Here is a 25461-nt window from a genome sequence, read left to right on the forward strand (position 1 = left end):
CCTTTATACGACCTGTGCGCCTCGTTTGCGCAACCCCGCCATACCTATCCACATCAGACCGCTGATAAACAGACTCTGCAATAGAGCGGGCTCCGCCACGATCGTCACGCCGCCGTTATTGACGCTCGCTGCAATAGGATTGCCGAGAGAATTTCCCAGTGAGTTGACGACCACGGAGAAATAGCTGAATCCCGACGACAGGGCGGTGAAACTGAGAGACGCGAGCAGAAAGGAGTTGTCCTGATGGGCGTCCAGATCCGCAGGAATATCCAGAGACAGATCGAACAGGTTCAGTTCCCCGGGCGCGAAAAGTTCGGCTGACATGGGATTCAAACCAAGCCCTAGAACATCCAGCTGGCCGTGTGGGTCCAGCGCGACGCTGTCCATCACGCCATTGTCGTCCGCGTCGGTGGCGTCGATAGCGACGGCACCGGGATCAAAGCTTAAATTGAGGTCAAAGGTGGATAACGACGGCGCGCCGCCGGGCGCCAGACCGCTGATAGAAATATCGACAGTAAACAGCTGGCCCGGCAGTACTGTGGAGGTGGAAGGCAGAACGGTAATGACTGCGGCCTGGGCCTGCATGCCGCAAAAAACCGCTATGCCGAAAGTTAATAGAAGCGACGCCAGAACGCTTTTCAACACATGTGCGATAGACAACAACCGAGAGGTGGACATAGAAGTTCTCCCTGTGGGGTTGAGGCCGGAGCGGGCGGCTTGCGCCGTCGCTCCGGTTTCCGGTTAGTGCTTGTGAGTGAATATAAACGTCAAAACGACAGGGCGACGGCGCTCACTGCGTCGCGCAGTACGGCCGGGTGCACAGCAGCCGCAGCTGGCGGGCGTCCAGGCTGGTGATCATGCCGTCGCCATCCAGATCCCTGGGATCATCACTGCCTGTCGCCGGCGTGTTACGAGCGGACACCACGACGTTCAGATCATCCCGATCCACGTCGCCGTCGCCATCAACATCGCCTTTGACCGGGCCGACAAAGCCCTCAAATTCGCTGGCGGCGTAGCCCTTGGTCGTCGCCACGCTGCTCGCCACCAGATTGCCGCCGCTGGAGCCATACATCAGCAAGCCCCGCACGTAGTAAGGTCCGGCAATGCCGTTTTGGCCAATGGGAAGTCCGGCGAAATTGAACTCAATCTCCGAATCTCCCTTATTGAGCGCGCCGGTTTTGGCGTGGAAGCCGATCTCATTACCCTTAACGTCCAGCAGCCTTGCACTCCAGGTATAGACGTCGGACTTGGCGAGAGAGACGCCAACCTTGACGCGAAGCAAGTCAAAAAGCCCGTTGCCGTTGTTATCGACACCGGCGTCGCTGGAGGCACCGGTCAACACGATAGCGCCGGGGGTTGATATCGGCTCAAAGTCACTGTGGCTGTAAGGTGCAGTCGCGTCGCTGATCGCGACCTGGTCGATAATCTCCAGCGTATCGGGGTGGCGCAGCGTTACTCTGACGAAATAGGGCCCATCTAACTCCAACTGGTTGATTTCAGGACCGGAGAAGGTCAGCGCGACGGTTTGTTCGCCATGGTTGAAGGTCTTGACCTCATCCATGTATACCGCCAAAGGACCGGATGCGTTGCGCAACGCGGCGGACGTCATGAAGGTTCCGGCAGCTCTCAGGTCTGCGCTGAACTGGATTTTCAGTTGCTCGAACAGCCCGTTGCCATTGGTGTCCACGCCCTGATCGGAAAAGGCGCCGGTGACGTCCAGCAGTCCTTCGAACTCGCCATGGTGATACGCCTGAGTCATCGCGCCAATATCCGCCTGTCGCTCTCCATCGGCATTGAACAGGCCCACCACCAACTCATATGGGCCGTCCTCGCCGGAGCGGAAAATGGTGGAGCCGGGGAAGCGCAGGGTCAGGCTGTGAGGGCCGTTGGCGAGAGGGAAGCGCTCCGTCGCGTTGGCGACCGTTTTGCCCGCCTTCATCAAAACGCCCTGCAGCATGTACTCGCCTTCCTTGGAGACTTTCGCCTGCACCACGGCTTCCAGATAGTCATAGCGGGAGTCGCCGTCAGTATCCACGGCGGCGTCAGAGATATCCGTCAGGTGCGAGCCTTTCTCGCCAAATTGGCCGTGAACATACGCGGGCGTCGTCAGCACAGCTTGCACCGGCGTTGAGCCTTCGGCGAACGCGATCACCTTGACCTCATAAGGGCCGTCTTTGCCGGACCGCAGGATCTGCTCGCCGGAAAACTTCAGCTTGGCGGTGTACTGCCCTGGGTCGTCGCCGACGGTGTCCTGGGTGAATTTCATCGACTCAAACTCAGGAATATTGGCGACCACTTCGCCGTTTTTACGCAAGGTCGCCATCACCAGATAGACGCCAGCGCGATTGACGTCCACACGCACATTGGCGATCAAGGCTTCATACGCCCCGTCGCTGTTGGAGTCCGGCGTCACGTAGTCGACATCGCCGGGAATACTGAGGTCAGGCTCTATCATCATCACTCCCTGATCGTTGTTGGCTGAGGCGAGCAAGGCCAGTGGCGCCGGCGCTTTGTATTTGTAATCCCCCCATGAATCGTAAGAGTGGGCGCCTGGCACCGGATACACCTTAGCGCCTTCGAAGGTTTCCAGATAGCCGCCGTCAGCGTCATAGTCGACCGCGCCGTTATGGTTCCAGAGGATGAATTCATCCACGGCGGAATAAATGCCGTTGAAGGTGGCGTCGTAATAATCGGGAAAGAAAAAACCGCGACTGCGCAGGCTGTGACTGGAGAACTCATACTTGTCATAAGGTCCGCCGGCGAAGGGGCGGGCGCTGCCGGTAAAGGCGGGGTCAAGCGACGGCGCGCCGGTGGTGACGAAGCCATTGCCGCGCCCGTCAGTGCGCACCGCGCTGAGTCCGCCGATTCCCAATGTGGCCGCCATGTTTTCAAACACATCGCTGAATACATAGCAGTCGGAGTAGTCACAGGTGATCGGGTCGGCGCTGAGTTGACTCCAATTGCATTTGACGGCGGCGCCGAAGCTGTAACCATAACGCCAGTTCAAGCCACCATAGGCGTAGCCGCCGCTGAGCAGATGCTCCAGCACGTCGCCTTCATCAATCAAACCGCTGGCCCAGTCAGTGGCGTGCTCGTACCAGGAAATGCGGGGCGCGCCAGCCGTGATCGGCGTGGTTTTGGTGACGTAGAGTTTGCGGGTGATGGTGGGCAGAGCGTCGCCATCCACTTTGTATTCAAACTCGACGTCATAGCCGCCGATGACGTCCGGCATAGTGAGCGTCATGTCGCCCTCCGGCCCTGACCAGACTTCCGTGCCGTGCAACGACGTGCCTACAATTGTCCAGGAGGCTTCGACTTCCGCATCCGATGGCAGACTGCCTGTGGGACAGGCGTCCAGACGGGTGCGTATCTTGACCTCGCCAGAGCCGAACCATCCGGATTCCGCTGGCCCGGAGAAAGGATAGTCGTCTTTCGGCCCGATCACTTCCGTCAGGTTGCAGCTGGCGTCGCTGGTTTGCTGGTAGATCACGTCAATCAAGTCATTAGAGGCGAGGTCATTGACGCGTACGGGGTTGGAGATAGTGGGCTCCAGCGTTAGCGCGACTTTCGGCTCCACCGGGAGAATCAGCGCCACCCAATCGACGGCGGTGCACCAGCGGCCGGTGCTGAGCGTGTCGATGTTGACCTGGACGCGGTTGGCGCGAGGAGCGGGAGGCGTTCCGGGCGCAGGCGGCGCGGGAAACTTAATGTTCTCAATGCTTACCGTGAAGGTGTTCAGCTTCCAGACATTGTTGTCGCCGGTCAACAGGCCCAGACTGGTTCCGTTGAAGACAACTTCATCGCGTTCCGGCGGCGGTGAGCCGTTAAAGTCCACATCGAAGGCGGGCAGAATGATGTCCACGGTGGCGGGAATGATTCCCTGGGCGATGAGGGGAGCGGGATCGATCAAGTAGCCGTCCCCGTCCACCGGCCCGACGGAAACGTCAATCATGACGTCAATCATGAGCGGGTGTTCAGGGCTGGTATTGAACGTGCATCCCGTATCCAGACCGGGGCCATCGTCCGCGACGAAACTGTCAGTGTCCGGAGGATCGAACGGTGAGCTGCGGGTCAATAGCATCGAGGGAGCGACAAGCCCGTTCGGCGTGGGCCAGACGTCGCCATCTTCTTGTGCGAAGGATGTCTGAATTAACAGACAGCCAATCAGAAATACAAAGACATGAGCTGCAATATACAGGAAGGAGATCGTGCGCTTTTTGTCCACCATATATCCCTTCTCCTTGGTAGATCTTATCGGAGCAGCGCCTGGATACAGCGAGTGGCGCCCTGACTTTTATAATCACGTACTTCCACTGCTAATGTGATGAACTGTGACAACCAGCAAGTCTTAAGCCAGTCAGGGCTATGGGCTTTATAAATCGAGTAATTGTCAGCTTTTGGAGGAGGTTGATCGGGGCTGGTTGTAAAGTAACCTGACGGGACTGTCTGGAAAATCGGAGGCTGGGAAAGATCCCATCAAAGAAAGAATGGCCTGCATATCCCTGCAAGCCTATCTTTGGCCGGCGTGAAGGCGACTGCTAATTTTTTCGACGCGTCCAAGTCAGGTCGCGGCGAGCGTTTAGAAGAACAGGCGGAGGTTAAGTGGGAAGCGCAGTTTAACTACTGCGCTCAGGCCAGACGGGCTCATGGTCCTCGTCAAACACATAGCCGAGGTTGATGTTGGTCAGGCGGCCGTCGTTGAACTGAAATTCTGTCCAGATATCGTGATAGGTATGACTTTCGAACGACAGAAATTCATCGACTTCAGACTTTCCTGCATGATGGCTTTGAACCACCTTGAGTACCTCTCCCTGGGGTTCCCCGATCAGTGATTGCCCAAACAAAACCGCCTTGGGATTGTGACAATCAATCCACGACAGGCGGAGATCGCTGTCATGGTCAAACCTCAGCGCCAGTTGTTTTTCGTGATAATGCAGGAAGACGTCGTTGTAGTCGTTGACATGCTCTTTATCCGGCGCGCCCAGCAATTTTTCCACGTCTTCTCTGCCAAGGCCGAATATCAAATCGCCGATGCCAACGCCGGGTTGGATATGGAACTGCTTGTCGCTGTGCTCTGCTGTCATGAATAAGTCCATCAATGTCAATTGCGGCCGTTTGTCAGACCTGGATCTTGCTGAGAAGTTTAACCCTTGGCGTCATGAAAAATCACTCCCAGCGCATAGCGCCTGCCTGAGCGCACCCGGCTGACGCCATGGCGCATGGTGACGCGATACACCCCTCGGACGCCTCGTACAGGGCGATGATGCACTGCGAAGATTACCCCATCGCCCTGCCGTAGTGGAACCACTTCCGCGCGGGACTGCATGCGCGGCCGCTGTTCTGTCAGCACAAATTCACCGCCGCTAAAGTCACGCTCTGGCGCAGACAGCAACACCGCCAGTTGCAGGGGGAAGACATGTTCGCCGTATAAATCCTGATGCAGGCAGTTGTAGTCGCCTTCCTGATATTGAAGGATCAATGGCGTCGGGCGCGTCTGCCCATCGTTGTGGCAGCGTGTGATAAAGTCCTGATGCGCTTCGGGGTAGCGGATGTCCAGATTCATGGCGGCGTTCCATTGGTTCGCCACGGGCGCAAGATAGGGATAAGCCTGCGCCCGCAGCTCTGAGACCAGATGGGGCAGGGGATAACGGAAGTATTGGTATTCGCCCAGCCCGAAGCCATGATGCGCCATGATCACTTTGCTGCGATAGAGTTCCGCTTCGTCATACAGGGAGACCAATGCTGCGCACTCCTGTTCGCTCAGCAATCCGCCCAGTATGGCCGCGCCGCGGGTCGTTAACTCATGACCCGCTTGCTCCCAGTCGTAGCTGCTCAAGCGCGTGGGCAGGCTTGTAGCGGGCGTTTGCATCGCCGCGGCGTCAGTAAAACCGTTCATTCCTGCGCCTCCCGCTCCAGCAGCGCCTGCTTGCGTTCGACGCCCCAGCGATAGCCCGAGAGCGCGCCGTCGCTGCGAACTACGCGATGGCAGGGAATGGCCACGGCCAACAGGTTGGCGGCGCAAGCCTGCGCCACCGCGCGAACGGATTTGGGGGAGCCGATGCGCTGGGCGATATCGGCGTAACTCGCCGTCGCGCCTGAGGGAATCTCTTGTAAAGCACGCCACACGCGCTGTTGAAAGGCGGTGCCGCGCACATCAAGGGGAAGGTCGAGCCCGATCTGAGGCGCTTCCACAAATCCCACGACTTTGGCGATCAGGCGTTCGAAGTCGGCGTCGTCGCCAATCAGTTGCGCTTTGGGAAAGCGATCCTGTAATTCATGCACAAGGGCTTCAGGTTCGTCTCCCAGTAAAATAGCGCAGACGCCCCGAGCGCTTTGCGCGACCAGGATGGCGCCCAGGGCGCACTCGCCCACCGCGAAACGGATTTCCGCGTTGGTCCCGCCCCGACGATAGTCGCTTGGCGTCATGCCGAGAAAGTGATCCGATTCCCCATAAAAATGCCCATTGGAACTGTACCCGGCGTCATAGATGGCATCCGTCACCGTCTCAGCATTCTGCAGGGCGCTGTTGAGGCGTTGCTGACGTTGTGCGGCGGCGTAGCCGCGCGGAGTGAGGCCGGTGATCTGTTTGAACAGACGATGGAAGTGAAACTTGCTCAGGCCTACGCTTTGGGCCAGTTCATCCAGACTGGGGAAGGTTTCTGAGTCAGCGATCAATCGGCAGGCCGCAGCGATTTTCTCCGCCTGCTGCGCGGCCAGAGGCGGAGCGTCAGGGCGACAGCGCCGACAAGGGCGATATCCCGCCTGCTCCGCTTCTTCGCGGCTATCGTAAAAGCATACGTTCTCTGGGCGCGGCGTCCTGGCGGCGCAGGATGGACGACAATAAACGCCGGTGGTCTTCACTGAGTAATAGAAACTGCCGTCCGCCTGGGCGTCGCGCTCCAGCAGCGCGCGCCAGCGGGGATCATTTTCTGTGGCGATGGCTTTGGTTGATGCGTTCATGGTGGCGCTCCTTGGTTAAGGTCTACCTGATGGCGGAGAATTTAGCAATGGACGTCTTTGCTCGCACTCTGAGGATTGCTTTCAAATTCGAGCTGTCCATTTGTCCATCTGTTCACCCTTCCGCCTGTCCCTCCATCTACCAGGGAGCCGCCGGGTAGTAGAGGGTCAGTCGAGGCGCAGTTTCTTGCGGATGCGGCTGAGCGCCACAGGGGTGATGCCGATGTAGGAGGCGATGTATTGCAGGGGAATTTTGTCGCTCAGTTGAGGATTTTGTTCCAGGAAGTTGAGATAGCGTTGCTCCGCCGTCAGTTGCACAAAGCCATAGATACGTTCTTCTTTGCCAATGAACAGAGCTTCCAGCATTTTGGTGTAGGTGGCGAGCAGCCCGGGATGACGTTGCAGGCTCTGGCTGAAATGACTCCAGTCGAACTCCAGACAAAGTACGTCGTCCAGCGCTTCTATGCTGAATAACGCTGGCGCATTGAGCACCATGGCGCGGGTGGAGCCGGCGATATTGGGCGAGCAGGCGAAGGACTGAGTAAACTCTTTGCCTTCAGGGGAGATGCAGACATAGCGGGCGAAGCCTTTGGCGAAGTAGTAAAGCTTGGGGGCGGGTCTACCTTGCTGAATCAGCAGGTCGCCCTTGCGGTAGCAATGCACTTCGCCCTGCAGATCCAAATCCGTCAGGTCGACGGCGTCAATCAGGTGGAATGATTGCTTGAGAAAATTCAGGAAACTCCGTTCGATTTCCCGCTGATTCATCGTGTCCCCTCATCTCTACATCAATTTGCCGGTGCGTCGCTAACATGGGGCTTACGCGCCGCTGGCGACCAGGCGCCGGAGATCAGCAGCAGGGCGAGCAGCGTCAGAGCCACGCCGGGCAGACTGTACCACAGCCCTGGGCCTTGCATGAAACCCTGTCCGATGGCGACGAATGTAGGGATGAGATAACTGAACGCCAGCAGGCGGTTAGGGCCGACTTTCTGCACCAGATGCTGCTGCAGATAAAAAGTGGCGATCGTGGCGAACAGGGTCAAATATAACAGCACCCGCCAGAAATCGAACTCACCCCAAGCGACCTGTTCAATATCGCCGGCGACAATCGTAATTGGCGCCATCAGGACCGCTCCCATCAGCATGATGTAAAACGCCCCTTGAATGGGGGGCGTATTGGAGCCCCACTTTTTGACGAGCGTGACGTGCAGCGCGAGACTGGCGCAGGCGAGCAGGAATAGCGCGTCGCCGTCGTTCCAGGCGAGCGTTTCCGCGCTGCTTCCATGAGTGGCGAGCAAAACCCAGAGCGCGCCGCCGGCGCCGAGGACGAATCCGCATAACATAACGCCGTTGACGCCGGCGCCCAGAAAAATGCGGCTGATCGTCACGCTCATCAACGGAACCAGGGTATAGATCACGGAGGTATTCAGGGCAGTCGTGGTTTTCAGCGCTTCAAACAACCCGATAAAGAACAGCACCAGGAACAGGCTGATCAAACCATAGCGCATGAGCAGGCCAAGGTCGCTGAACAGGGCGTAACGGGACAGCGCCAGCGGCGCCAGCAGCAAGGTCGCCAGAATAAAACGCAGCTCCGTACCGGCGATGGGGCTGGCGTATTGAGGCAGGTCGGCTGATATCACAAAGGAGGACGCCATTAACGCCACCCATAGCAACAGCGTCAGCGTATCTTTCGTGAGCGCGTGCATAAGTCGAATCCACTTTAAGGAATAAAATCAGGGTAAAAACGAAAGGCTCGCGCGCCGCGCGAGGAGAGTCCGCGTTTAAGCGGACTTTTCTGCGATAAATTTATTGAACAGGAATTCTGAAACGGCGGCGTCCACGCTCAACTCAAAGGTTTGCGTCAGGTGGCGGTGCAGCGTCTCGACGTCGGCGACCGGCTCAATGGTGGTTTCGCCGTTGCGCATACGATGCAGTTCGCCGTTGCGCAATGACTGCACATCGTTGAAGTACTTGCGGCACACCACCAGGTTGTGCAGGAACGCGGCGTTGGGATGCTTGTGAGAGTAAAAATGCCCGGTCAGGCAATCCGCTTCGGTATAGCGTCCCAGATCAAAGGTGTAGAGGGTAAAAAACTCACCTTCCTTCAGAATCTGGTAGCAATAATCTCCCCGCGCATTTTTGACAATGCGATAAACGGCGTCTCCCAGATCCTGCTCCAGACCTTCTTCGAGTTTGATGGGAAAGCGCGCGCCGAAGTGTCCAAAGCCTGTGTCGACAATGTACTGGCCTTCATCCAGCGTGAGCAACGTGATGCGGTGGGTGCGGGGGACATCGTTGTCGGTGTTGTAGACCACTCGGGCCAGCAGGATGCGGACATCCAAACCCTGTGCGGAAAGGGCGTCGAAGGTCAGTTTATTGTGTTCGAAGCAATAGCCGCCGAAGCCCTGGCGCACGATTTTGTTGAACACAGACTCACTGTCGACTTGAATGTCCTGTGACAGCGCCACCGCCAGATTATTAAAGCTGTGCTTGGCGATATGCCGGCTCTGCATATCGCGGATCATTTCCAGGACTGGACGACTCGGGTTAACGTCCAGGTCAGTAAAATAGGCGTTGGCGATTTCGGTCAAAGTCATTGAATTTATCCTTCTTCAATCAATTTTCCGTCAGCCTATCCTGAATTCTGCGCTAAGTAATTAACCTGGGTTTAGTGGACGCTTTCTCCCACCGCCGACTTCTTTTTCCCGTAGCGGCTGGCGGATTTCGATTTTCCTGGGCGGCGGCCGGAAGTTTTGTCATGCGGGCGTCGTCTTTTGCCAGCGGCGCTTTTCCCGTTTCCTGGTGCTTGCTCATGGCTATCCAGTTCAAGCTCGATTTTGCGCTGTTCCAGGTCGACACGAACTACTTTGACCTGAAGCGCGTCTCCAAGCCCATAGCTCTTTTTACTGCGTTCGCCGATCAAACGCTGCTTGGCGGCGTCGAATTGATAATAGTCGCCCTGTAGCGCAGAGATATGAATCAAACCCTCAACCATCACACCTTTCAGCTCAACGAACAGACCGAAGTTAGTCACTCCGCAGATGGTTCCGGCGAAGGCGTCGCCAATACGGTCCTGCATGTATTCGCACTTCAGCCAGGCTTCAACATCCCAACTGGCCATATCCGCCCGACGGGATGCGAGAGAACATTGCTCCCCCAGCTTCACCATGTCTTCCAGGCTGTAGGGATAACTTTGCGATGGCGACAAAGAGGCGGCGCTGTCGACGCGGCGCACAGGATCGACGCCCAGTCCGGTAATCGACTTGAGTGCGCGCTTGAGCTTACCGCCGCTTTCATCGCCCCGGATCACCGAACGAATGGCGCGATGGGTCAATAGATCGGGATAACGTCGTATCGGCGATGTGAAATGAGAGTACGCGGTATAAGCCAGCCCGAAATGCCCCTGGTTGTCCGGACTGTACTCAGCCTGACTGAGCGATCTCAGCATAATGGACTGGATGACTTCCGCGTCTGGACGTTCGCTGATGCTGGTCAACAGACGACGATAGTGCGTAGCCGTTGGCCGCTTGCCGCCGCCCAGGGACAATCCCAATTCGCCAAGGAAAGCGCGCAGGCTTTCCAGCTTTTTCTGCAAGGGTCCTTGGTGAACCCGATACAGTGCGGGAAGCTTGAGCTTCTGCAGGAAGCGCGCCGTCGCGACATTGGCGCACAGCATGCATTCTTCCACCAGCTTGTGAGCATCGTTACGCACAACTGGATCAATGCGGCGGATCTTGCGCTGAGCGTCGAATTGAAACTTGCTTTCCGTGGTTTCGAAATCAATTGCGCCGCGTTTGCTGCGGGCCTCTCGTAGCGCGCCGTACAACTGATGCAACGCCTGCAGGTGAGGAACCAGGTCGCTGTAGCGCTGTTGCACCTGTTGGCCAAGTCGGGATTCCGGCTGCTCCAGCAGCGCGCCCACCTCAGTGTAGGTCAGACGGGCGTGAGAGCGCATAATGCCTTCATAGAACTGGTACTTGCCGAGATTGCCCGCTGCGTCGATGAACATTTCGCAGACCATGGCCAGACGATCCACATTAGGATTCAGCGAGCACAATCCATTGGACAGCGCTTCCGGCAGCATGGGCTCTACACGACCGGGAAAGTAAACGGATGTGCCGCGTTTCTGAGCTTCCTGGTCCAACGGGCTGCCCGGCGTTACGTAGTGAGAGACGTCCGCGATAGCGACAAATAAACGCCATCCGCCATTGCTGCGCGGCTGGCAGAAGAGCGCGTCGTCAAAGTCCATGGAGTCTTCGCCGTCGATGGTGACCAGGGGAACGCTACGCAGATCATATCGGTGCAGTTTGTCTTCTTCTGAGACTGTTGACCCTAGTCGCTTCGCTACCTGAATAGCGTCTTTGGGCCAGATAAAGGGAATGTCGTGATTACGGAGGGCGATGTCAATTTCCATGCCCGGAGCCATGGCGTCGCCAAGCACTTCAATCACGTCCGTCAGCATTGGCGAACGGTTTCGGGCGTACTTGGAGATGCTTACCACTACATACTGTCCGTCAACGGCGTCGCCGATGCTTTCCGGCGTAACGATGATCTCGTTACAGATGCGGTCGTTATCTGGAATCAGCGTATGAACGCCGGATTCGGTTTTCAGGCGACCCACCAACTGCGTGGTGTTGCGCTCCAGTACGTTGACGACCTGGGCTTCCTGTCGGCCACGGTGATCAATGCCGCTAATGCGAACCTGCACGCGATCGCCGTCCATCGCTTTGCGCATTTGGCTTTTACCCAGAACCAGATCTTCGCCTCCTTCATCCCGAGCCAGAAAACCGTGTCCCTCACGGCGGCCGATAACGCGACCGGAAATCAGCTCATTCGGGTTGATTGGCGTGTAGTCTCCGCGATCGAAAAGGATCTGTCCGTCACGCTCCATCGCACGCAAGCGACGTCTGAGCGCTTCCAGGTCCTGATCGCTGCTCAGCTTGAGGCGTTCAGCCAGTTGTTCACGGTTAAGACGTCCGCCCTGCTGGCTAAGCACACTGAGAATGTACTCGCGGTTGGGAATCGGATTTTCGTATTTTTGCGCGTCTTGGGCGCTAATTGCAGTTATTGAGGCTGTGCTCATGGTGTTTCCTCTTTGGAAAAGACAGCCGATAACTTGCTCTGGATGATATATGAAGAGAGGCTTCAGTGTAGTTCAGATAAAACTCGACAAGATATATTGGCTGGTAATGCTTTAATTTATTAAGAAATAAGCGGCTGGCGCTTATAAAGGTACATGTGCGGAAGGCGATGGCGAGATGCCGTAAAGCTTTGTGCGGATTAAGGCGTATCAAATTATGATTTAGACTCATGCGGCCGAGGCGGCGATATATCCGCCCCGGTCTCGCACTGAGAAAAAGGGCTAACAAAAATAGTATTTTTGATAGCTCTGATCACTGCCGCTTATAAGCAGACAATGTTCTCAGCCTGTGGACCTTTTGGTCCTTTGGCGATAGTGAACTCAACCTGCTGACCTTCGGTCAGGGTTTTGAATCCGTTGCCAGTGATAGCGCTGAAGTGCGCGAATACGTCTGGGCCGGACTCTTGTTGAATAAAACCAAAACCTTTAGTTTCATTGAACCATTTAACAGTGCCTTTAACTGTTTCGGACATAAAAATTTCCTGAAAATAAATGAATAAAATTTGCCTTGCGGGCGGTTTTTAAAGTGGAAAAACAAGACTGGAATTTAAAACTACAGGACGAAGATTATGAATAAAACATCGAGCGGAGTGTTAAATAAAACTATAGGCTTACTTTCTACCTTTTCGTGAGTCTATAGCTTTGTTTGTGGTTGTCAATAAATAATTTATTAAAAAATATTTCTAACGCCGGAAGCGTTCGCCCCAGGTTTAAGGGATGTGCTTTGATTAGAACAGGTTGCGAGCGATCCAATGGCGAGTCCGGGGGCCGTTACGCGGGAGCGCTCAATCCGACATTGCATTCGCAGGTGGGCTCTGGAACCATGTTGACGGTTTAAAAAGGACTGAGTGATTGGTATCAGATGAAGCTGAATGAGCTGGTTATCCGCGCTGCAACGGCGGCGGACACGCCTGATTTGAGCAGGATATTTTTTGAGTCGCGCAAGGAGACGTTTTACTGGATTGAGGCCGATATGTTTTCAATCCATGACTTTTTAGGCAGCGTGCGGGACGAAGAGGTGTATGTCGCCGATCACGAGGGCGTGGCGGTGGGATTTATCTCTATCTGGAAGCCGGAGAGCTTCATTCATAACCTGTATGTAGACAAACCTTTCAAAAACAATGGCGTCGGTACGGCGCTGCTGGAGTTTTGCCGTCAGCGATATGCCTCGCCATTGCAACTGAAAGTCGCCGCCCAAAATGAGCCTGCAGTAGCTTTTTATCGCCATCGCGGCTGGCGCGAAATCGAGCGCGGTGTCGAGTTGCCGACAGGCGAATATCTGTTGATGCACTTGACCTACGCCTGAGTCGCCCCCACAAAAGTGATCTGCGTCGTTACTTCAACTGCGTAAAAATAGTCAGATGCGCTGCGGGTGATTAGCGTCCCCTGCGGCAAAATCGTTATGATGAAAGCTATCTCCATAGTAAAGATGGAAACCCTATGAATCTGCAATTGATCGACCTGTTCTGGCTGACGCTTTGCGCCATCGCGCTCTGGGGATGGTGGGAGGCGCTAAAGGTGCGGGAGATCGCTCTTGGCGCTGCGAGGCGTCAATGTCAGGAGCTTGATCTGCAATTTCTCGACGGCAGCGTGGCCCTGCGTAAGCTGGGTTTGCGGCGGGATGCGCGGGGCTCTATGCGGCTGGCGCGAACCTATACGTTTGAGTTTTCCTCAACCGGGGAAGAGCGCTACAACGGCGAAGTGGACACTTTGGGGCGCTGGGTCAAGGATGTGCGTCTGGATGCGCATCGCATCAGCTATCATTAGCCGCCTGCGAATAGTTAGCTTACAGGTTCCAGTTCGCGACGATATTGCCCCGGCGTTCGCCCGGTCCACCGCTTGAACGCCCTCTGAAACGCGCTCTGATCCGCGAACCCGAGAAAGAAGGTGATTTCCGACAGATCCAGACGCTTATCACTGATTTGCCTGAGCGCCAATTCCCTACGGGTGTCATCCAAAATCTGCTGATAACTGCGCCCCTCTTCCTGTAGCCGGCGTTGCAACGCCCTCTCAGAAAGCCCCAACGTCTGCGCCGTTTTTTTCAGACTGATGTCGCCAGCCTGTAGCAGATCCGTCAACGCCGCTTTCACTTTATCTCTGAAGTCCGCCTCGGGGTTGAGCTGCAACAGCAGGCGGTCGGCGTATTCGTCCAGCAGCGCCAGCATGGCGGGGTCATGTTGGCGTAAGGGAAGATCCAGATAGGCGACGGGAAAGCGCACTTCAATGCTGTCGCAGGAGAATTGCAGGGGACAACGGAAAAGACGTTCGTGCTCCTGAATATCCTGTGGGCGCGAATGTTGAAAGCGGATGAGCGTAGGGGATACATCCGCGCCGGTTATCCAGCGGGCGAAAGTGGTCCAACTGGCGATATTTTCTTCCGCGATATGCCGCGACAGGTCCGGTGAACAACTGTCCCAGCTCAGAATCACTTCATCGCCATCGAGCCGGTAAGTGGTGTGTCCAACATCACATACCAGTCGTTCGTAACGCTCATGCCTTACGATTGCTTCCCGCAGGGTTTTACAGTTCATGACGCTGAGTCCGAGTACGCCGTACTGCCCGGGTTTAATCTGTTCTCCGACGTGCAGCCCGATGTTTGCGTCATGCAACAGCGCCCCTGCGGCCTCCAGCATGGCGCCGAATAATCGGGTCGGCAGACGTTGCTGCGGTTCGCCAATGGCCGCTGCGGAAATCTGGAAAGGTTTTAGAAATAAAGACGCATCCTGTCGTTTCAGAATGAGATAATCTACCAGGCCGCGGAGATAGGCGGCGGAAATCTGACTGTCTCGAATAATCATGGCGCGTCTTTAAGCTGCATGTTGGAACGAGTTTGTGTTTTTTGCGTTCACAGGCGAACTTATTCTACCCAACCTTTGCCTGCGAAGCGCAAATATGAATTATGAATGACGGCCCTATACAATTACCGCCGATTCTGTTTTAAATAGGCCGCCGCTCGTCACTAATCAACCACCCATATTGGAAAGTTGTAATTCGTGTCCTGGAATCAAGAACAAATTATCGCCATGGCGCCGGATAGCGCCTCAGTCAAAGCCGCACAGAAACTCACCAACACAAGTAAATGGCCGTTATTGGAATTTAACGATGACGCCATTTGGGGACACTGTCAGGGAAGCGGTTCGAAGCCTTATATGTCCCGCATCGACCTGTCCGGTCCTGCATTCAAATGCTCATGCCCGAGCCGTAAATTTCCCTGTAAGCACGGGCTCGCGCTGTTTCTACTGTATGCCCAGCAACAGAATGGCTTTACTCGCCAGCAAGACGCGCCCGATTGGGTTGCTGAATGGCTGGATAGCCGCGCCGACCGGGAACAGAAGAAAGTCGAGCGCGCCCAGAACAAGAAGCCGGTTGACGCCGCCGCGCAGGAGAAGCGTAAAGGGCAGCGCGAACAAAAAGTCAGTCGTGGCGTAGAAGAACTCACACTGTGGGCTGAAGACGTCGCCCGTACCGGGCTGGCGGACTTGCAGAACAAGAATTACCAGTACTGGAAAAATCTGGAGTCGCGCATGGTGGATGCGCAGGCGCCGGGTTTGGCCAATCATGTGCGCCAGATGGCCTCTCTGGCTATAACCGGCGATCGCATGTCTGAATTGGCGGCGTCGCTGAGCCGTTTGTATCTGCTGCTAAACGCCTACGGCAGAATGGAGCAATTGGCGGATGATCTGCAGGCGGATATTCGTACGCAAATAGGCTGGCCATGGAGCCAGGACGAGCTGTTGGCCACGCAGCCGGTGAAAGACGTCTGGTTGGCGCTGTCGCACAGTCAGACTCAGGAAGAGCGTTTGGTGATGCAGGTGATCCATCTGGTGGGGCTGGAGAGCGGGCGCATGGCCAAGGTGGTCAATTTCGCGCATGAAACGCAACGCGCCAGTCTGGTGATGGGATGGCGCGGCGGCCAGCTGATCAGGGGCGACGCTCACTTTTACCCCTCCGGTTCGCCGTTGCGGGCGATATTTGCTGACGCCGCGACCCTGTCGCCGGAGCATATCGGCGATACGCATACGACCCCCGCCGGAATAAGTCTGGATGCGATGTTCAACCAGTATGAGCAATTACTCGCGCGAAATCCCTGGGTCGGTCCTTACCCCTTTATCGTCGACGCGGTAGTTCCCTGGCGGCAGGATGACGCATTCTGGCTGGTTGACGCTGACGGTAAAGCCGTCCCGCTGGCCGAGCGCGCGGGGGATCTTTGGAAACTGCTGGCCGTCAGTGGCGGCCACCCGGTGCGCGTTGTAGGCGAGTGGTGCGGCGATCGTTTCAATCCCCTCGGCGTATGGGCCGAACATCAGTATTTCGATGTCACCTCGCGTCAGGCGCTCGCTGCTTAAGCGGCGCCTGAGCCGTCGGATCTATTCAGAAATTATCATGCAGGTCAGGAATCATCATGCAGGAATGGAACGATAGCGTTAAGCGTCTGATATTGGGCTGCGACGCCCAAAACGCGCCTTGGACCGCGCCATCGGCGGAGTTGGGCGCGGCGCTGGATAAAATGGCCGAGGAGCCGGCGGAGCGTCGCCTGCTGAAGGCCGCCGTTATGTTCAACTTTACGCGTTTGGTGGGACAGTCTCATCAGCGCGCTTTAGCGGTGGCGCCGGCTCAGAATGACAGCGTTGAGCAATGCAGCGAGCGTGCGGAAGAATTACTACGCGCCGCCTTGCGCGCCAAAGATACGCGTTTGCTGGCGGAGTATCTGACTACGCTGGCCGACGCCGGACGGGTGTCGCCGCCGGCAGCATTGGCGGATCTGTTTGACGCAGCGCTTAACCAGCCGCGATTGCAGGTCAGTCTGCGTCACGTGATGGGCGAGCGTGGGCGCTGGCTATGCGGACTCAACCCCAAGTGGGAAGCGTTGCGCAGCGACGCTCCCGCATCGGAGGAACTGGCTCATCTCAGCGGCGTGGCCCGAGTGGATGCGTTTCGTCGTCTGCGTGAGGCGGACCCAGCCGCCGCGCTGAATCAGTTGAGCGCGATCTGGAAAGACGAGCCCGCCAAGGAGCGCGCTGCGTTACTGGAAGTGTTGAAAGTCGGTTTGAATCCCAACGATGCTGAATTTCTGGCCGCCTGCGTCGATGATCGCAGCCTGCCAGTGCGATATCAGGCAACGCGGTTTTTAGCGCAGTTGGGCGATGCGTCTGTTTTGACGCCGTTACGGGAGTGGCTAGCCAGCGCTTTGCAGCTAAAAAAGGCTTTGCTGAAGAAGTCCCAACTGAACATTGAGCCCCCCAAGGAATTTGATAAATCCTGGGAGAAGTGGGGAGTCAAAGAAGATCTGTCGCATTTGCCCAATCGCACCAAGGTGGGCAAACGGGCGGGCTGGTTCTATCAAGTGCTGGCTTTGCTGCCTCCGCGCGTCAGCGCCGAGATTTTGCAAACGTCTTTAGAACAGACCATTGATTTGTATCGCCGCAGCGACTATGCAGAAGCTGCGCTGCTGGCCTTGTCCGAAGGCGCTATGTTGCACGGCGACGTGACTTATTTTGAGACGCTGTTTCCGGCGCTGACCGAGGTTGAGCGGACGGAATATCTGGGTGGGCTGGCCGCCGGCTTTGCCGCCGAAAAGATCGAGCCGCTGATATTGCCGGCGCTGCAGGCGGCGATGAAGAAAGACAGTCAGTTCTGGCTGCCGGTGCTGTATCAGCTCAAAGCTTTCTCCCGTCTGACGCCCAAATTATCTGAAGCCATCGCGGAGATGATTCGCGCCAAGATCCTCGAAGGTGAGAGTTGGTACTACGACGCTCACCAGACCATTGACCAACTGGCTTATCAGTTTTCGTTGACGTCTTACGAAAAAATCCGCTCCCTGCTGGAGCCCCTGCAAGACGATCGAACCAACCCTTTGCTGGCGGTGTACAAGAACCGCGTTGATTTCCATAAGGAGCTACAGTCATGACCGAACAAGCCATTTTAAGACAGCATGCGGAACAACTGTTCCAGCAGGAACTAGAGGCATTGCGTGAAGTGGACAAGCGTCAGCGTCCTGCTAACTGGGCGCTGTCCCCTTGGGCGGTCTGCACTTATCTGATGGGCGGCAAGCTGGATAACGGCTTTGAAGTGACGCCCAAGTACATCGGTTCGCGCAGACTGATGGAAATCGCCGTGGCGACGCTGACTACCGATCGCGCGTTACTGCTATACGGCGTGCCCGGTACGGCGAAATCCTGGGTGTCCGAGCATCTGGCGGCGGCGGTGTCGGGAGATTCCACGCTAGTCGTGCAGGGCACCGCCGGCACCAGCGAAGAGGCCATGCGTTACGGCTGGAACTACGCGCAACTGTTGGCCCACGGTCCTAGTCGGGACGCCTTGGTGGAGTCGCCGCTGATGCGCGCCATGTCTCAAGGCAAGATCTGTCGTATCGAGGAATTGACGCGGATTCCGTCCGACGTGCAGGACACGCTCATCACCGTATTGTCGGAAAAACACCTGCCTATCGCTGAGCTCAATGACGAAGTGCAGGCGGTGCGCGGCTTCAACGTTATCGCCACCGCCAATAACCGCGACCGTGGCGTCAACGAACTGTCCAGCGCCCTCAAGCGTCGCTTCAACACAGTGATTCTGCCTACGCCCGCCACCATCGAAGAAGAAGTGAGCATCGTCTCCAAGCGCGTCAGCGATATGGGGCGCGCGCTGGAGTTGCCGGTGGAGGTCAATGCTATTGCGGAAATCCAGCGCGTGGTGACCATCTTCCGCGAACTGCGTGAAGGCAAGACCCTGGATGGCAAGGAAAAATTGAAGTCCCCCAGCGCCACGCTCAGCACCGCTGAAGCCATTTCTGTCATGAACAGCGGCATGAGTCTGGCCCATCACTTTGGCGATGGAAAGCTATCGGCTTCGGATCTCGCCTCAGGCTTGATCGGCGCCGTGGTGAAAGATCCTGTGCAGGATGCAGTGGTTTGGCGTGAGTATCTGGAAACGGTGGTGAAAGAGCGCGACGGCTGGAAAGACGTCTATCGCGCTTGTCGCGAACTGAGCTGAAACATCCAGTCTGACGAACGCGCGCCTTAAGCAAGCGCTGCTATTTGCGGCGGAGCCATGATGGCTTGAAGGCGCGCGCCAATAAAGGGCGACAAGCGAAGCATGCTTATCAACGACAAGATTTTATACCTCGGTATCCGCCATCACGGGCCGGGCTCCACCGCCAGCATGTTGAAGGCGCTGGTGGATTTCCAGCCGGAGATTCTGCTGGTGGAGGGACCGCAGGAAGCGGAGCCATTGTTGGAGCACCTGCACAACGAGCAGTTGCAGCCACCGGTGGCGCAATTGATATACGCCGGTGATGACTACCGCGACAGCGTGTTCTATCCATTCACGGAATTTTCGCCGGAATGGCAGGCCATGCATTTTGCGCGACGCAATAATCTTCCGTTGCGTTTCATAGACCTGCCGCAAACCCACAGTCTGGCGTTGGCGCGGCAAGCTCGGCAGGAAGCTGCGGCGGCTGCGGAAGCGGCCGAGCAGGAGATGGCGCAGCAACAGAAGAGCGCAGAGGCGTTGGATGAAAGCACAGCGAGCCAGAATGAGGTGGAAGCTGATGCGCCTGCGGCGGAAGCGCTGACTGACGAGAACGACGGCTCTGAACAAGACAGCGAGCCCAGTATCGATTCATTGGCCCTTAGCGGTGATCCTCTCGACGCGTTGGCGGCGGCGGCAGGATTCTCCGACGGCGAGCGCTGGTGGGAGCATGTGGTGGAGCAGCACAGCCAGGGCGCTGAAGTGTTCGCTGCGATCGCGGACGCCATGGGGGCGCTGCGCGCAGAAGCTTCCGCACAGAAGCTTAGTGATAGGGAGGCGCGTCGCGAAGCCTGGATGCGCTCGATGGTGCGCAAGGCAGAGAAAGAAGGCTTTCAGCGTATCGCGGTGATTTGCGGCGCCTGGCACGTCCCGGCGCTGGTGCGGAAGGTCGCCGTCAAAGACGACAACGCCCTGATCAAAGGCTTGCCCAAAATCAAGCTGAGCGCCACATGGATTCCCTGGACCTACGACCGTATCAGTTACCGTAGCGGTTATGGCGCAGGGGTGGACGCCCCAGGCTGGTATGAGCATATCTGGCGTTACGCGGTGCGGGAGGGAGAAAACGGCGCGCCTGTCCGTGACGGCATCTCGGCTTCCTGGCTGGCCCGGGCGGCGCGGGAGTTGCGCGAGCAAGGTTTTGACGTGGCGCCTTCCAGCGTCATCGAAGCGGTGCGCATGGCGGATACGCTGGCGGCGTTGCGGGAAAAGCCGCAGCCCAGCCTGGATGAAATGAATGAAACCATCCAGACCCTGTTCTGCTTCGGCGACGCCGCTCCGCTTGCGTTGCTGCAACGCAAGTTGCTGGTCGGCGACCGCATTGGAACCGTGCCGGAGAATTTACCCAAGACGCCGCTGCAGGCGGACTTGCAGGCCCAGCAGAAGTCCTTGCGCCTGAAAGTGTCCACGGTGGAGGAAGATCTTGAACTCGATCTGCGTAAAGACAACGGCAAGCTGCGCTCCGCGTTATTTCATCGGCTTAATTTGCTGGGCGTGAAGTGGGCGCGTCTGGTCAGCGATCGCAGCGGCAAGGGCACGTTTAAAGAGATCTGGCGTCTGCAATGGCAGCCGGAGTTCGAGCTCAACCTGATCGAACAGAGTCTATGGGGCAATAACATCGCCACCGCCGCCATGGGATACGCTCTGGAACAGCTGCGCAACGCCAGCAAATTAAGCGATATCACCGCCTGGGTGGATCGTCTGCTGCTGGCGGACCTGCCGGACGCCATTCAGGATGCGATTATCTTCCTGCAACAGCAGGCCGCCACGGTTAATGATGTGGACCAGCTGATGGCGGCGCTGCCGCGACTGGTGAACATCGTGCGATACGGCGATGTGCGCGGTGCGGATACGTCGATACTGCATCATGTCATCGAAGGCTTCTGCGCCCGCATCAATATCGGGCTGGTGTATCAATGCCGCAATGTGGATGAGGACGCCGCCAAGGCGCACGCCAAACTGATCGCGGACGTTTCGGACGCTCTCAAACTGTATGCGGACGCAGAGCGACTTTCTGAGTGGTGGCGAGAGCTGTCTCGTCTGGCGCGGCAAACTGAGGTGAATGGCGTGATTCTGGGGCGCTGTTATCGATTGCTGCTGGGGGCGGATCAGATCAGTGGCGAGGATGCCGCGAATGCGCTGTCCTTTGCGCTGTCTGCGGCGGAAGAGCCCGCTCACGCAGCGGCCTGGATCGAAGGGCTGCTGGAAGGTTCCGGATTGCTGTTGATTCACGACGACCGCTTGTGGACGGTGCTGGACGCCTATTTATGCGCCTTGCCGGAAGAACGCTTCATGCTGTTGCTGCCGTTGCTGCGCCGGACGTTCTCCAGCTTCGCCGATGGCGAGCGGGCGAACCTGAAACGCAAATCCCGCTCCGCCACGGCGACCGCCGCGGGGATTATTGCTGACCCTGATTTTGACTACAGCCGGGTGAACGCCATGCTGCCTTTGCTGGAAACCCTGCTTGGCCTCGGCGCTAATAATGATACGGAGAACTCATCCTCATGACTCTGCTTTCCGAACGAGAAAGACGCTGGCGGTTGTTGCTCGGCGGCGATAATCAGGACAACGCGTCGATGAGCGCCGAAGATATGCAGCTGGATCAGATTCTCAACGCGCTGTATGGCTCTGACGACGAGCGTGGCGCGGACTTATCCTCATCCGCGCCAAAGGTGGCGCGTTGGCTGGGAGATATTCGCGAGCGTTTCCCCAGCTCCGTCGTGCGGGTGATGCAGAAAGACGCTTTCGAACGTCTGAATCTGGAGCGGATGTTGCTGGAGCCGGAGATGCTGGAAGCGGTGCAGCCGGATATCCATCTGGTGGCCAATCTGATGTCGCTAGGTCATCTGATTCCGGAGCGCTCCAAGGAAACTGCTCGGCAAGTGGTGCGCAAGATTGTCGAAGAGTTGATGCGCAAGTTGCAGAGCAACACCGAGCAGGCCATTCGCGGCAGTCTCAATCGCGCCATGCGCAAGCAGCGACCACGCCATGCGGATATCGATTGGGCGCGCACCATTCGGGCGAACCTCAAGCACTATCAGCCGGAATATCGCACCATCGTGCCGGAGCGTTTGATCGGATATGGCCGTAAGCAACCGAGCGCGCTCAAGGAAGTGATGCTGTGTGTGGACCAGTCCGGCTCCATGGCGTCGAGTGTGATCTACGCCAGTATTTTTGCGGCGGTGATGGCGTCCATTCCTGCATTGAAAACCCAGCTGGTGGTGTTCGACACCGCCGTGGTGGATCTGACGGAAAAACTGCAGGACCCGGTGGATGTTTTATTCGGCGTGCAACTGGGCGGCGGCACGGATATCAACAAAGCCGTCACCTATTGCCAGCAGCAAATCACCAAGCCGCAGGACACCTCGTTCATTCTGATCACGGATCTGTATGAAGGCGGCGACCAGAAGCAACTGGTGCAGCGCGTGGCGGAGCTGAAACACGCCGGCGTTAACGTCATCACTTTGCTGGCGCTGAATGATGACGGCGCGCCGTACTTTGATAAACGTCTGGCGCAACAGTTCGCCAGTCTGGATGTCCCCACCTTCGCCTGCACGCCGGACCAGTTCCCGGATCTGATGGCGGTGGCTTTGGGCGGCGGCTCGGTCGCGGACTGGACCGCGAGTCAGGATATTGTAATGGAGCGGCAAGGGTAGCGCGCCCCTGCCGCGCGCTGCGCTCATCCAGTTCTGATCACCGCGATCATCTGTTGTCGTCTCAGGTCAATAACCTCGGCGTGAAACATCTATAATCAAACTGTCTCCGCAACAGAAAATGTCCACACTGGCGCAGGCCGGTTATGTATGGACTTAATGGAGTGTTCGGATGCAGTTTGAACTTCAATATTTGCTACTTGCGTTAGCGCCCGTATTTCTTGGCTTTATCGCTTGGGAGGCCTGGTATCTGCAAAGCAGAGGCGCACGCTTTCCCAGCGCGCGCTATACCTGGCCGGATACGCTCAGCAACGCAGCATTGGCGTTAATGCATGAGGGGGCTGAGGCGGTGGCCGCCATCGTGCTGATTTATGTGTACGATGCGGTTTTCGCGATACGCCTGTTTGACATCCCCGCTACCTGGTGGAGTTTCATCCTGTTGTTTGTGCTGCAGGATTTTTGTTACTACTGGTTTCACAGAGGAAGCCATCGCATTCGCTGGATGTGGGCGTCCCATGTCGTGCACCATTCTTCCGAGTCCCTGAACCTCTCCACTGCGTTCCGGCAGAGCCTGACTTATCCTGTTTCCGGCATGTGGCTGTTCTGGCTGCCGGTAATATTGGTCGGATTTACGCCACAGCAAGCCGTAACAATGGTGATGCTGAGCCTGGCGTTTCAGTTCTTTATTCATACCCAGGTGGTGAAGCGGCTCGGCTGGCTGGAGGCTGTTTTTAACACCCCCTCCCATCATCGCGTGCACCATGCGCGTAATCCGGAATACATCGACAAGAACTTCGCCGGCATTCTGATTATCTGGGACAAAGTGTTCGGCACCTTTGTCGCGGAGAAGGAGGAATTGCCTTGTGAATATGGTGTGGTGAAACAGGTGCGCAGCCACAATCCACTCATACTGACATTTCATGAGTGGCGGGACATGTGGCGTGACGCCTGCGCGCCCGGGCTCACTCTGGGGGGCAGGTTAAGGGCGTTATTTGGTCCTCCCGAGTCAGCGCCTTCTGAGGCGCTGACTCAGGTGCGGACAAAGGCGCCGCTGAATGCGACCTCCACCTGAATGCAGACTTTTTCGACTCCCTGTCCCTGAATCCACTATAGTTAAAGGACATATAGGCGACGGCCGCTATGCGCCGTAAAGGGTATGGGAATCAGAGGGTTGTAGCATGTTTGAAGCAGTGGAGCTGGGGCGTAAGCTGGACAAGAAGGACTACAAGAAGCAGGCGGCTTATTACAGGGACAAGCTGTTGTTCGCGCAGTTCGCCCTGGTCAATGCGGGCGTGCCTGTGTACATCTTGCTGGAAGGCGTCGACAACACATGCAAAGGCGAAGTCGTCAACCTGCTGAATCAATGGCTGGATACACGGGGGCTGGAAGTCACCGGTTTTGGTCCCAAGACGGATGAAGAGGCGGAGCGGCCTCGTTTCTGGCGTTATTGGCGCACCTTTCCCGCCCGTGGGCGCTTCGGCCTGTTCTATGGCTCCTGGTATACCGGGGAGTTGATCAAACGCTCTCTGGAAAAGCAAAGCAAGGTCGACTTCGACAGCCATATGCTGCGCATCAATCGTCTTGAAAGCATGCTGGCTCAAGACGGCGCGCTGATTCTGAAGTTCTGGCTGCACACCTCCAAGGCGTATCAGAAGCGCAAGTTTAAAGAGCTGAAAAAGGACAAACACGGCCGCTGGCAGGTGTCGGAACTGGACGAGGCGTTGCACGAACGGTATTCCGATTACATCAAGGCCGCCGAACGCGCGGTGCGCCTGACTGACCAGCCTGAAACCCCATGGATCGTGGTGGAGTCCGAGGATGACTACTTCCGCAATATCATGGTGGCGAAAACGATTCTGCAGGCGTTAGAAAAGCGGTTGGCTGAGGAGCAGGAAGAGGTCGAAACGATCAAGGTCGCCTCCGGCAAAAAACCTCCCGGCGACTTTCCGACAGAAACTGTGCTGAACCAGATCGACCTGTCCGCAGACCTGTCGCGGGAGGAGTACGAAGAGCGACTGGCGCTGGCGCAGACGCGGTTGAACAGTCTGAGTTGGCGCGCCTATCACCAGGGCGTCTCTACCGTCTTGTTGTTCGAAGGTTGGGACGCGGCGGGGAAGGGCGGCGCTATCCGGCGCATTATGGAGGCGGTCGATGCGCGCATCGCCAGAGTCATATCCATCGCCGCGCCGACGGATGAGGAGAAAGCGCATCATTACTTGTGGCGTTTCTGGCGACATGTGCCGCGGGCGGGGCGAGCCACCATCTATGATCGCAGCTGGTATGGGCGGGTGCTGGTCGAGCGTGTGGAAGGATTCGCCAGCGTAGACGAATGGCGTCGCGCTTATTCAGAGATTAATGATTTTGAAGAGCAGCTTTGCGATCACGGTAACGTGCTGCTGAAGTTCTGGTTGCATATCGATCAGGAAGAGCAGCTAAGACGTTTTGAAGAGCGTAAGGCGACGCCTCGTAAGCGCTACAAAATCACGGATGAGGACTGGCGCAATCGAGAAAAATGGCCCGCTTATGAACAGGCGGCCCACGAGATGATCATGCGCACCAGTACGGACTATGCGCCCTGGACGCTGGTTCCCGCCAACAGCAAACGACATGCCCGAGTCACGGTGCTTGAGACGCTGTGCGACAGATTGGAGAAAGCATTGCAGGAAAAGCGCGGGTAGCCAGGGCGGTCTG

General features: G+C 56.9%; 20 protein-coding genes. 9 read left to right on the forward strand and 11 right to left on the reverse strand.

Going from position 1 to position 25461, the window contains the following annotated elements:
• Positions 1 to 3: 3 nt before the first annotated feature.
• The 10 genes from ONV78_RS20240 to ONV78_RS20285 form a co-directional block, all read right to left on the reverse strand.
• Positions 4 to 678: a hypothetical protein gene (locus ONV78_RS20240; protein ID WP_279505874.1), complete on the reverse strand. Its 675-nt coding sequence runs from the start codon at positions 676 to 678 to the stop codon at positions 4 to 6.
• A gap of 112 nt (positions 679 to 790) precedes the next feature.
• The gene (locus tag ONV78_RS20245) at positions 791 to 4228 is read right to left on the reverse strand and encodes a hypothetical protein (RefSeq protein WP_279505876.1); all 3438 of its coding nucleotides are present in this window, start codon (positions 4226 to 4228) and stop codon (positions 791 to 793) included.
• Positions 4229 to 4616: 388 nt separating this feature from the next.
• Positions 4617 to 5084 carry a hypothetical protein gene (locus tag ONV78_RS20250; RefSeq protein ID WP_279505877.1) on the reverse strand — a complete coding sequence of 156 codons (468 nt, stop codon included), beginning with the start codon at positions 5082 to 5084 and terminating at the stop codon, positions 4617 to 4619.
• Positions 5085 to 5143: 59 nt separating this feature from the next.
• Positions 5144 to 5896, reverse strand: coding sequence for a 2OG-Fe(II) oxygenase (locus ONV78_RS20255; protein ID WP_279505879.1), 753 nt, complete (start codon positions 5894 to 5896; stop codon positions 5144 to 5146).
• Complete coding sequence (ada, locus tag ONV78_RS20260; protein ID WP_279505881.1) at positions 5893 to 6960, reverse strand: bifunctional DNA-binding transcriptional regulator/O6-methylguanine-DNA methyltransferase Ada; 1068 nt, start codon at positions 6958 to 6960, stop codon at positions 5893 to 5895. The genes ONV78_RS20255 and ada overlap by 4 nt, the downstream gene beginning before the upstream one ends.
• A 165-nt stretch (positions 6961 to 7125) precedes the next feature.
• Positions 7126 to 7722: a Crp/Fnr family transcriptional regulator gene (locus ONV78_RS20265; RefSeq protein ID WP_279505883.1), complete on the reverse strand. Its 597-nt coding sequence runs from the start codon at positions 7720 to 7722 to the stop codon at positions 7126 to 7128.
• A 20-nt stretch (positions 7723 to 7742) separates the two neighbouring features.
• The gene (locus ONV78_RS20270) at positions 7743 to 8660 is read right to left on the reverse strand and encodes a DMT family transporter (RefSeq protein WP_279505885.1); all 918 of its coding nucleotides are present in this window, start codon (positions 8658 to 8660) and stop codon (positions 7743 to 7745) included.
• A gap of 75 nt (positions 8661 to 8735) precedes the next feature.
• A complete protein-coding gene (locus tag ONV78_RS20275; RefSeq protein ID WP_279505886.1) occupies positions 8736 to 9551 on the reverse strand; it encodes an arylamine N-acetyltransferase in 816 nt (271 codons plus the stop codon).
• Between the two features lie 71 nt (positions 9552 to 9622).
• Positions 9623 to 12037: a ribonuclease R gene (rnr, locus tag ONV78_RS20280; RefSeq protein WP_279505888.1), complete on the reverse strand. Its 2415-nt coding sequence runs from the start codon at positions 12035 to 12037 to the stop codon at positions 9623 to 9625.
• Between the two features lie 320 nt (positions 12038 to 12357).
• Positions 12358 to 12567, reverse strand: a complete 210-nt coding sequence (locus ONV78_RS20285) for a cold-shock protein (RefSeq protein WP_279505890.1) — start codon at positions 12565 to 12567, stop codon at positions 12358 to 12360.
• Between the two features lie 389 nt (positions 12568 to 12956).
• Between ONV78_RS20285 and ONV78_RS20290 the strand changes: the two genes are divergently transcribed.
• Together ONV78_RS20290 and ONV78_RS20295 are read left to right on the forward strand one after the other, a co-directional pair.
• The gene (locus ONV78_RS20290) at positions 12957 to 13400 is read left to right on the forward strand and encodes a GNAT family N-acetyltransferase (RefSeq protein WP_279505892.1); all 444 of its coding nucleotides are present in this window, start codon (positions 12957 to 12959) and stop codon (positions 13398 to 13400) included.
• A gap of 134 nt (positions 13401 to 13534) precedes the next feature.
• Positions 13535 to 13861, forward strand: a complete 327-nt coding sequence (locus ONV78_RS20295; protein ID WP_216736996.1) for a DUF3301 domain-containing protein — start codon at positions 13535 to 13537, stop codon at positions 13859 to 13861.
• Positions 13862 to 13875: 14 nt separating this feature from the next.
• Here the strand turns inward: ONV78_RS20295 and ONV78_RS20300 are convergent, their stop codons facing one another.
• Complete coding sequence (locus tag ONV78_RS20300) at positions 13876 to 14892, reverse strand: AraC family transcriptional regulator (RefSeq protein ID WP_279505895.1); 1017 nt, start codon at positions 14890 to 14892, stop codon at positions 13876 to 13878.
• A gap of 195 nt (positions 14893 to 15087) precedes the next feature.
• On the opposite strand from ONV78_RS20300, the gene ONV78_RS20305 reads away from it, so the two are divergent.
• From ONV78_RS20305 to pap, 7 genes are all read left to right on the forward strand, one after another.
• Positions 15088 to 16440: an SWIM zinc finger family protein gene (locus ONV78_RS20305; protein WP_279505899.1), complete on the forward strand. Its 1353-nt coding sequence runs from the start codon at positions 15088 to 15090 to the stop codon at positions 16438 to 16440.
• 56 nt (positions 16441 to 16496) lie between these two features.
• On the forward strand, positions 16497 to 18002 hold the full coding sequence (locus ONV78_RS20310; protein WP_279505901.1) for a DUF5691 domain-containing protein: 1506 nt from the start codon (positions 16497 to 16499) through the stop codon (positions 18000 to 18002).
• Positions 17999 to 19084: an AAA family ATPase gene (locus ONV78_RS20315; RefSeq protein WP_127973173.1), complete on the forward strand. Its 1086-nt coding sequence runs from the start codon at positions 17999 to 18001 to the stop codon at positions 19082 to 19084. Before ONV78_RS20310 ends, ONV78_RS20315 begins: the two co-directional genes overlap by 4 nt.
• A 102-nt stretch (positions 19085 to 19186) precedes the next feature.
• Complete coding sequence (locus ONV78_RS20320; protein ID WP_279505904.1) at positions 19187 to 21625, forward strand: DUF5682 family protein; 2439 nt, start codon at positions 19187 to 19189, stop codon at positions 21623 to 21625.
• Entirely contained in the window at positions 21622 to 22773 is a 1152-nt protein-coding gene (locus ONV78_RS20325; RefSeq protein ID WP_279505906.1) for a VWA domain-containing protein, read from the forward strand. The genes ONV78_RS20320 and ONV78_RS20325 overlap by 4 nt, the downstream gene beginning before the upstream one ends.
• A gap of 169 nt (positions 22774 to 22942) precedes the next feature.
• Positions 22943 to 23842 (forward strand): sterol desaturase family protein, encoded by a 900-nt coding sequence (locus tag ONV78_RS20330; RefSeq protein ID WP_279505908.1) that lies wholly within the window; start codon positions 22943 to 22945, stop codon positions 23840 to 23842.
• Positions 23843 to 23948: 106 nt separating this feature from the next.
• Positions 23949 to 25448 carry a polyphosphate:AMP phosphotransferase gene (pap, locus tag ONV78_RS20335; RefSeq protein WP_279505909.1) on the forward strand — a complete coding sequence of 500 codons (1500 nt, stop codon included), beginning with the start codon at positions 23949 to 23951 and terminating at the stop codon, positions 25446 to 25448.
• The last annotated feature ends 13 nt before the right edge of the window (positions 25449 to 25461 follow it).

This window comes from Hahella sp. CR1, assembly GCF_029813005.1.
GTDB lineage: Bacteria > Pseudomonadota > Gammaproteobacteria > Pseudomonadales > Oleiphilaceae > Hahella.

What these genes read in the sequence shown, in the direction of transcription:
- ONV78_RS20240 (WP_279505874.1), bottom strand. Translation starts at nt 678, where the DNA reads ATGTCCACCTCTCGGTTGTTGTCTATCGCACATGTGTTGAAAAGCGTT.
- ONV78_RS20245 (WP_279505876.1), bottom strand. Translation starts at nt 4,228, where the DNA reads ATGGTGGACAAAAAGCGCACGATCTCCTTCCTGTATATTGCAGCTCAT.
- ONV78_RS20250 (WP_279505877.1), bottom strand. Translation starts at nt 5,084, where the DNA reads ATGACAGCAGAGCACAGCGACAAGCAGTTCCATATCCAACCCGGCGTT.
- ONV78_RS20255 (WP_279505879.1), bottom strand. Translation starts at nt 5,896, where the DNA reads ATGAACGGTTTTACTGACGCCGCGGCGATGCAAACGCCCGCTACAAGC.
- ada (WP_279505881.1), bottom strand. Translation starts at nt 6,960, where the DNA reads ATGAACGCATCAACCAAAGCCATCGCCACAGAAAATGATCCCCGCTGG.
- ONV78_RS20265 (WP_279505883.1), bottom strand. Translation starts at nt 7,722, where the DNA reads ATGAATCAGCGGGAAATCGAACGGAGTTTCCTGAATTTTCTCAAGCAA.
- ONV78_RS20270 (WP_279505885.1), bottom strand. Translation starts at nt 8,660, where the DNA reads ATGCACGCGCTCACGAAAGATACGCTGACGCTGTTGCTATGGGTGGCG.
- ONV78_RS20275 (WP_279505886.1), bottom strand. Translation starts at nt 9,551, where the DNA reads ATGACTTTGACCGAAATCGCCAACGCCTATTTTACTGACCTGGACGTT.
- rnr (WP_279505888.1), bottom strand. Translation starts at nt 12,037, where the DNA reads ATGAGCACAGCCTCAATAACTGCAATTAGCGCCCAAGACGCGCAAAAA.
- ONV78_RS20285 (WP_279505890.1), bottom strand. Translation starts at nt 12,567, where the DNA reads ATGTCCGAAACAGTTAAAGGCACTGTTAAATGGTTCAATGAAACTAAA.
- ONV78_RS20290 (WP_279505892.1), top strand. Translation starts at nt 12,957, where the DNA reads ATGAAGCTGAATGAGCTGGTTATCCGCGCTGCAACGGCGGCGGACACG.
- ONV78_RS20295 (WP_216736996.1), top strand. Translation starts at nt 13,535, where the DNA reads ATGAATCTGCAATTGATCGACCTGTTCTGGCTGACGCTTTGCGCCATC.
- ONV78_RS20300 (WP_279505895.1), bottom strand. Translation starts at nt 14,892, where the DNA reads ATGATTATTCGAGACAGTCAGATTTCCGCCGCCTATCTCCGCGGCCTG.
- ONV78_RS20310 (WP_279505901.1), top strand. Translation starts at nt 16,497, where the DNA reads ATGCAGGAATGGAACGATAGCGTTAAGCGTCTGATATTGGGCTGCGAC.
- ONV78_RS20315 (WP_127973173.1), top strand. Translation starts at nt 17,999, where the DNA reads ATGACCGAACAAGCCATTTTAAGACAGCATGCGGAACAACTGTTCCAG.
- ONV78_RS20320 (WP_279505904.1), top strand. Translation starts at nt 19,187, where the DNA reads ATGCTTATCAACGACAAGATTTTATACCTCGGTATCCGCCATCACGGG.
- ONV78_RS20325 (WP_279505906.1), top strand. Translation starts at nt 21,622, where the DNA reads ATGACTCTGCTTTCCGAACGAGAAAGACGCTGGCGGTTGTTGCTCGGC.
- ONV78_RS20330 (WP_279505908.1), top strand. Translation starts at nt 22,943, where the DNA reads ATGCAGTTTGAACTTCAATATTTGCTACTTGCGTTAGCGCCCGTATTT.
- pap (WP_279505909.1), top strand. Translation starts at nt 23,949, where the DNA reads ATGTTTGAAGCAGTGGAGCTGGGGCGTAAGCTGGACAAGAAGGACTAC.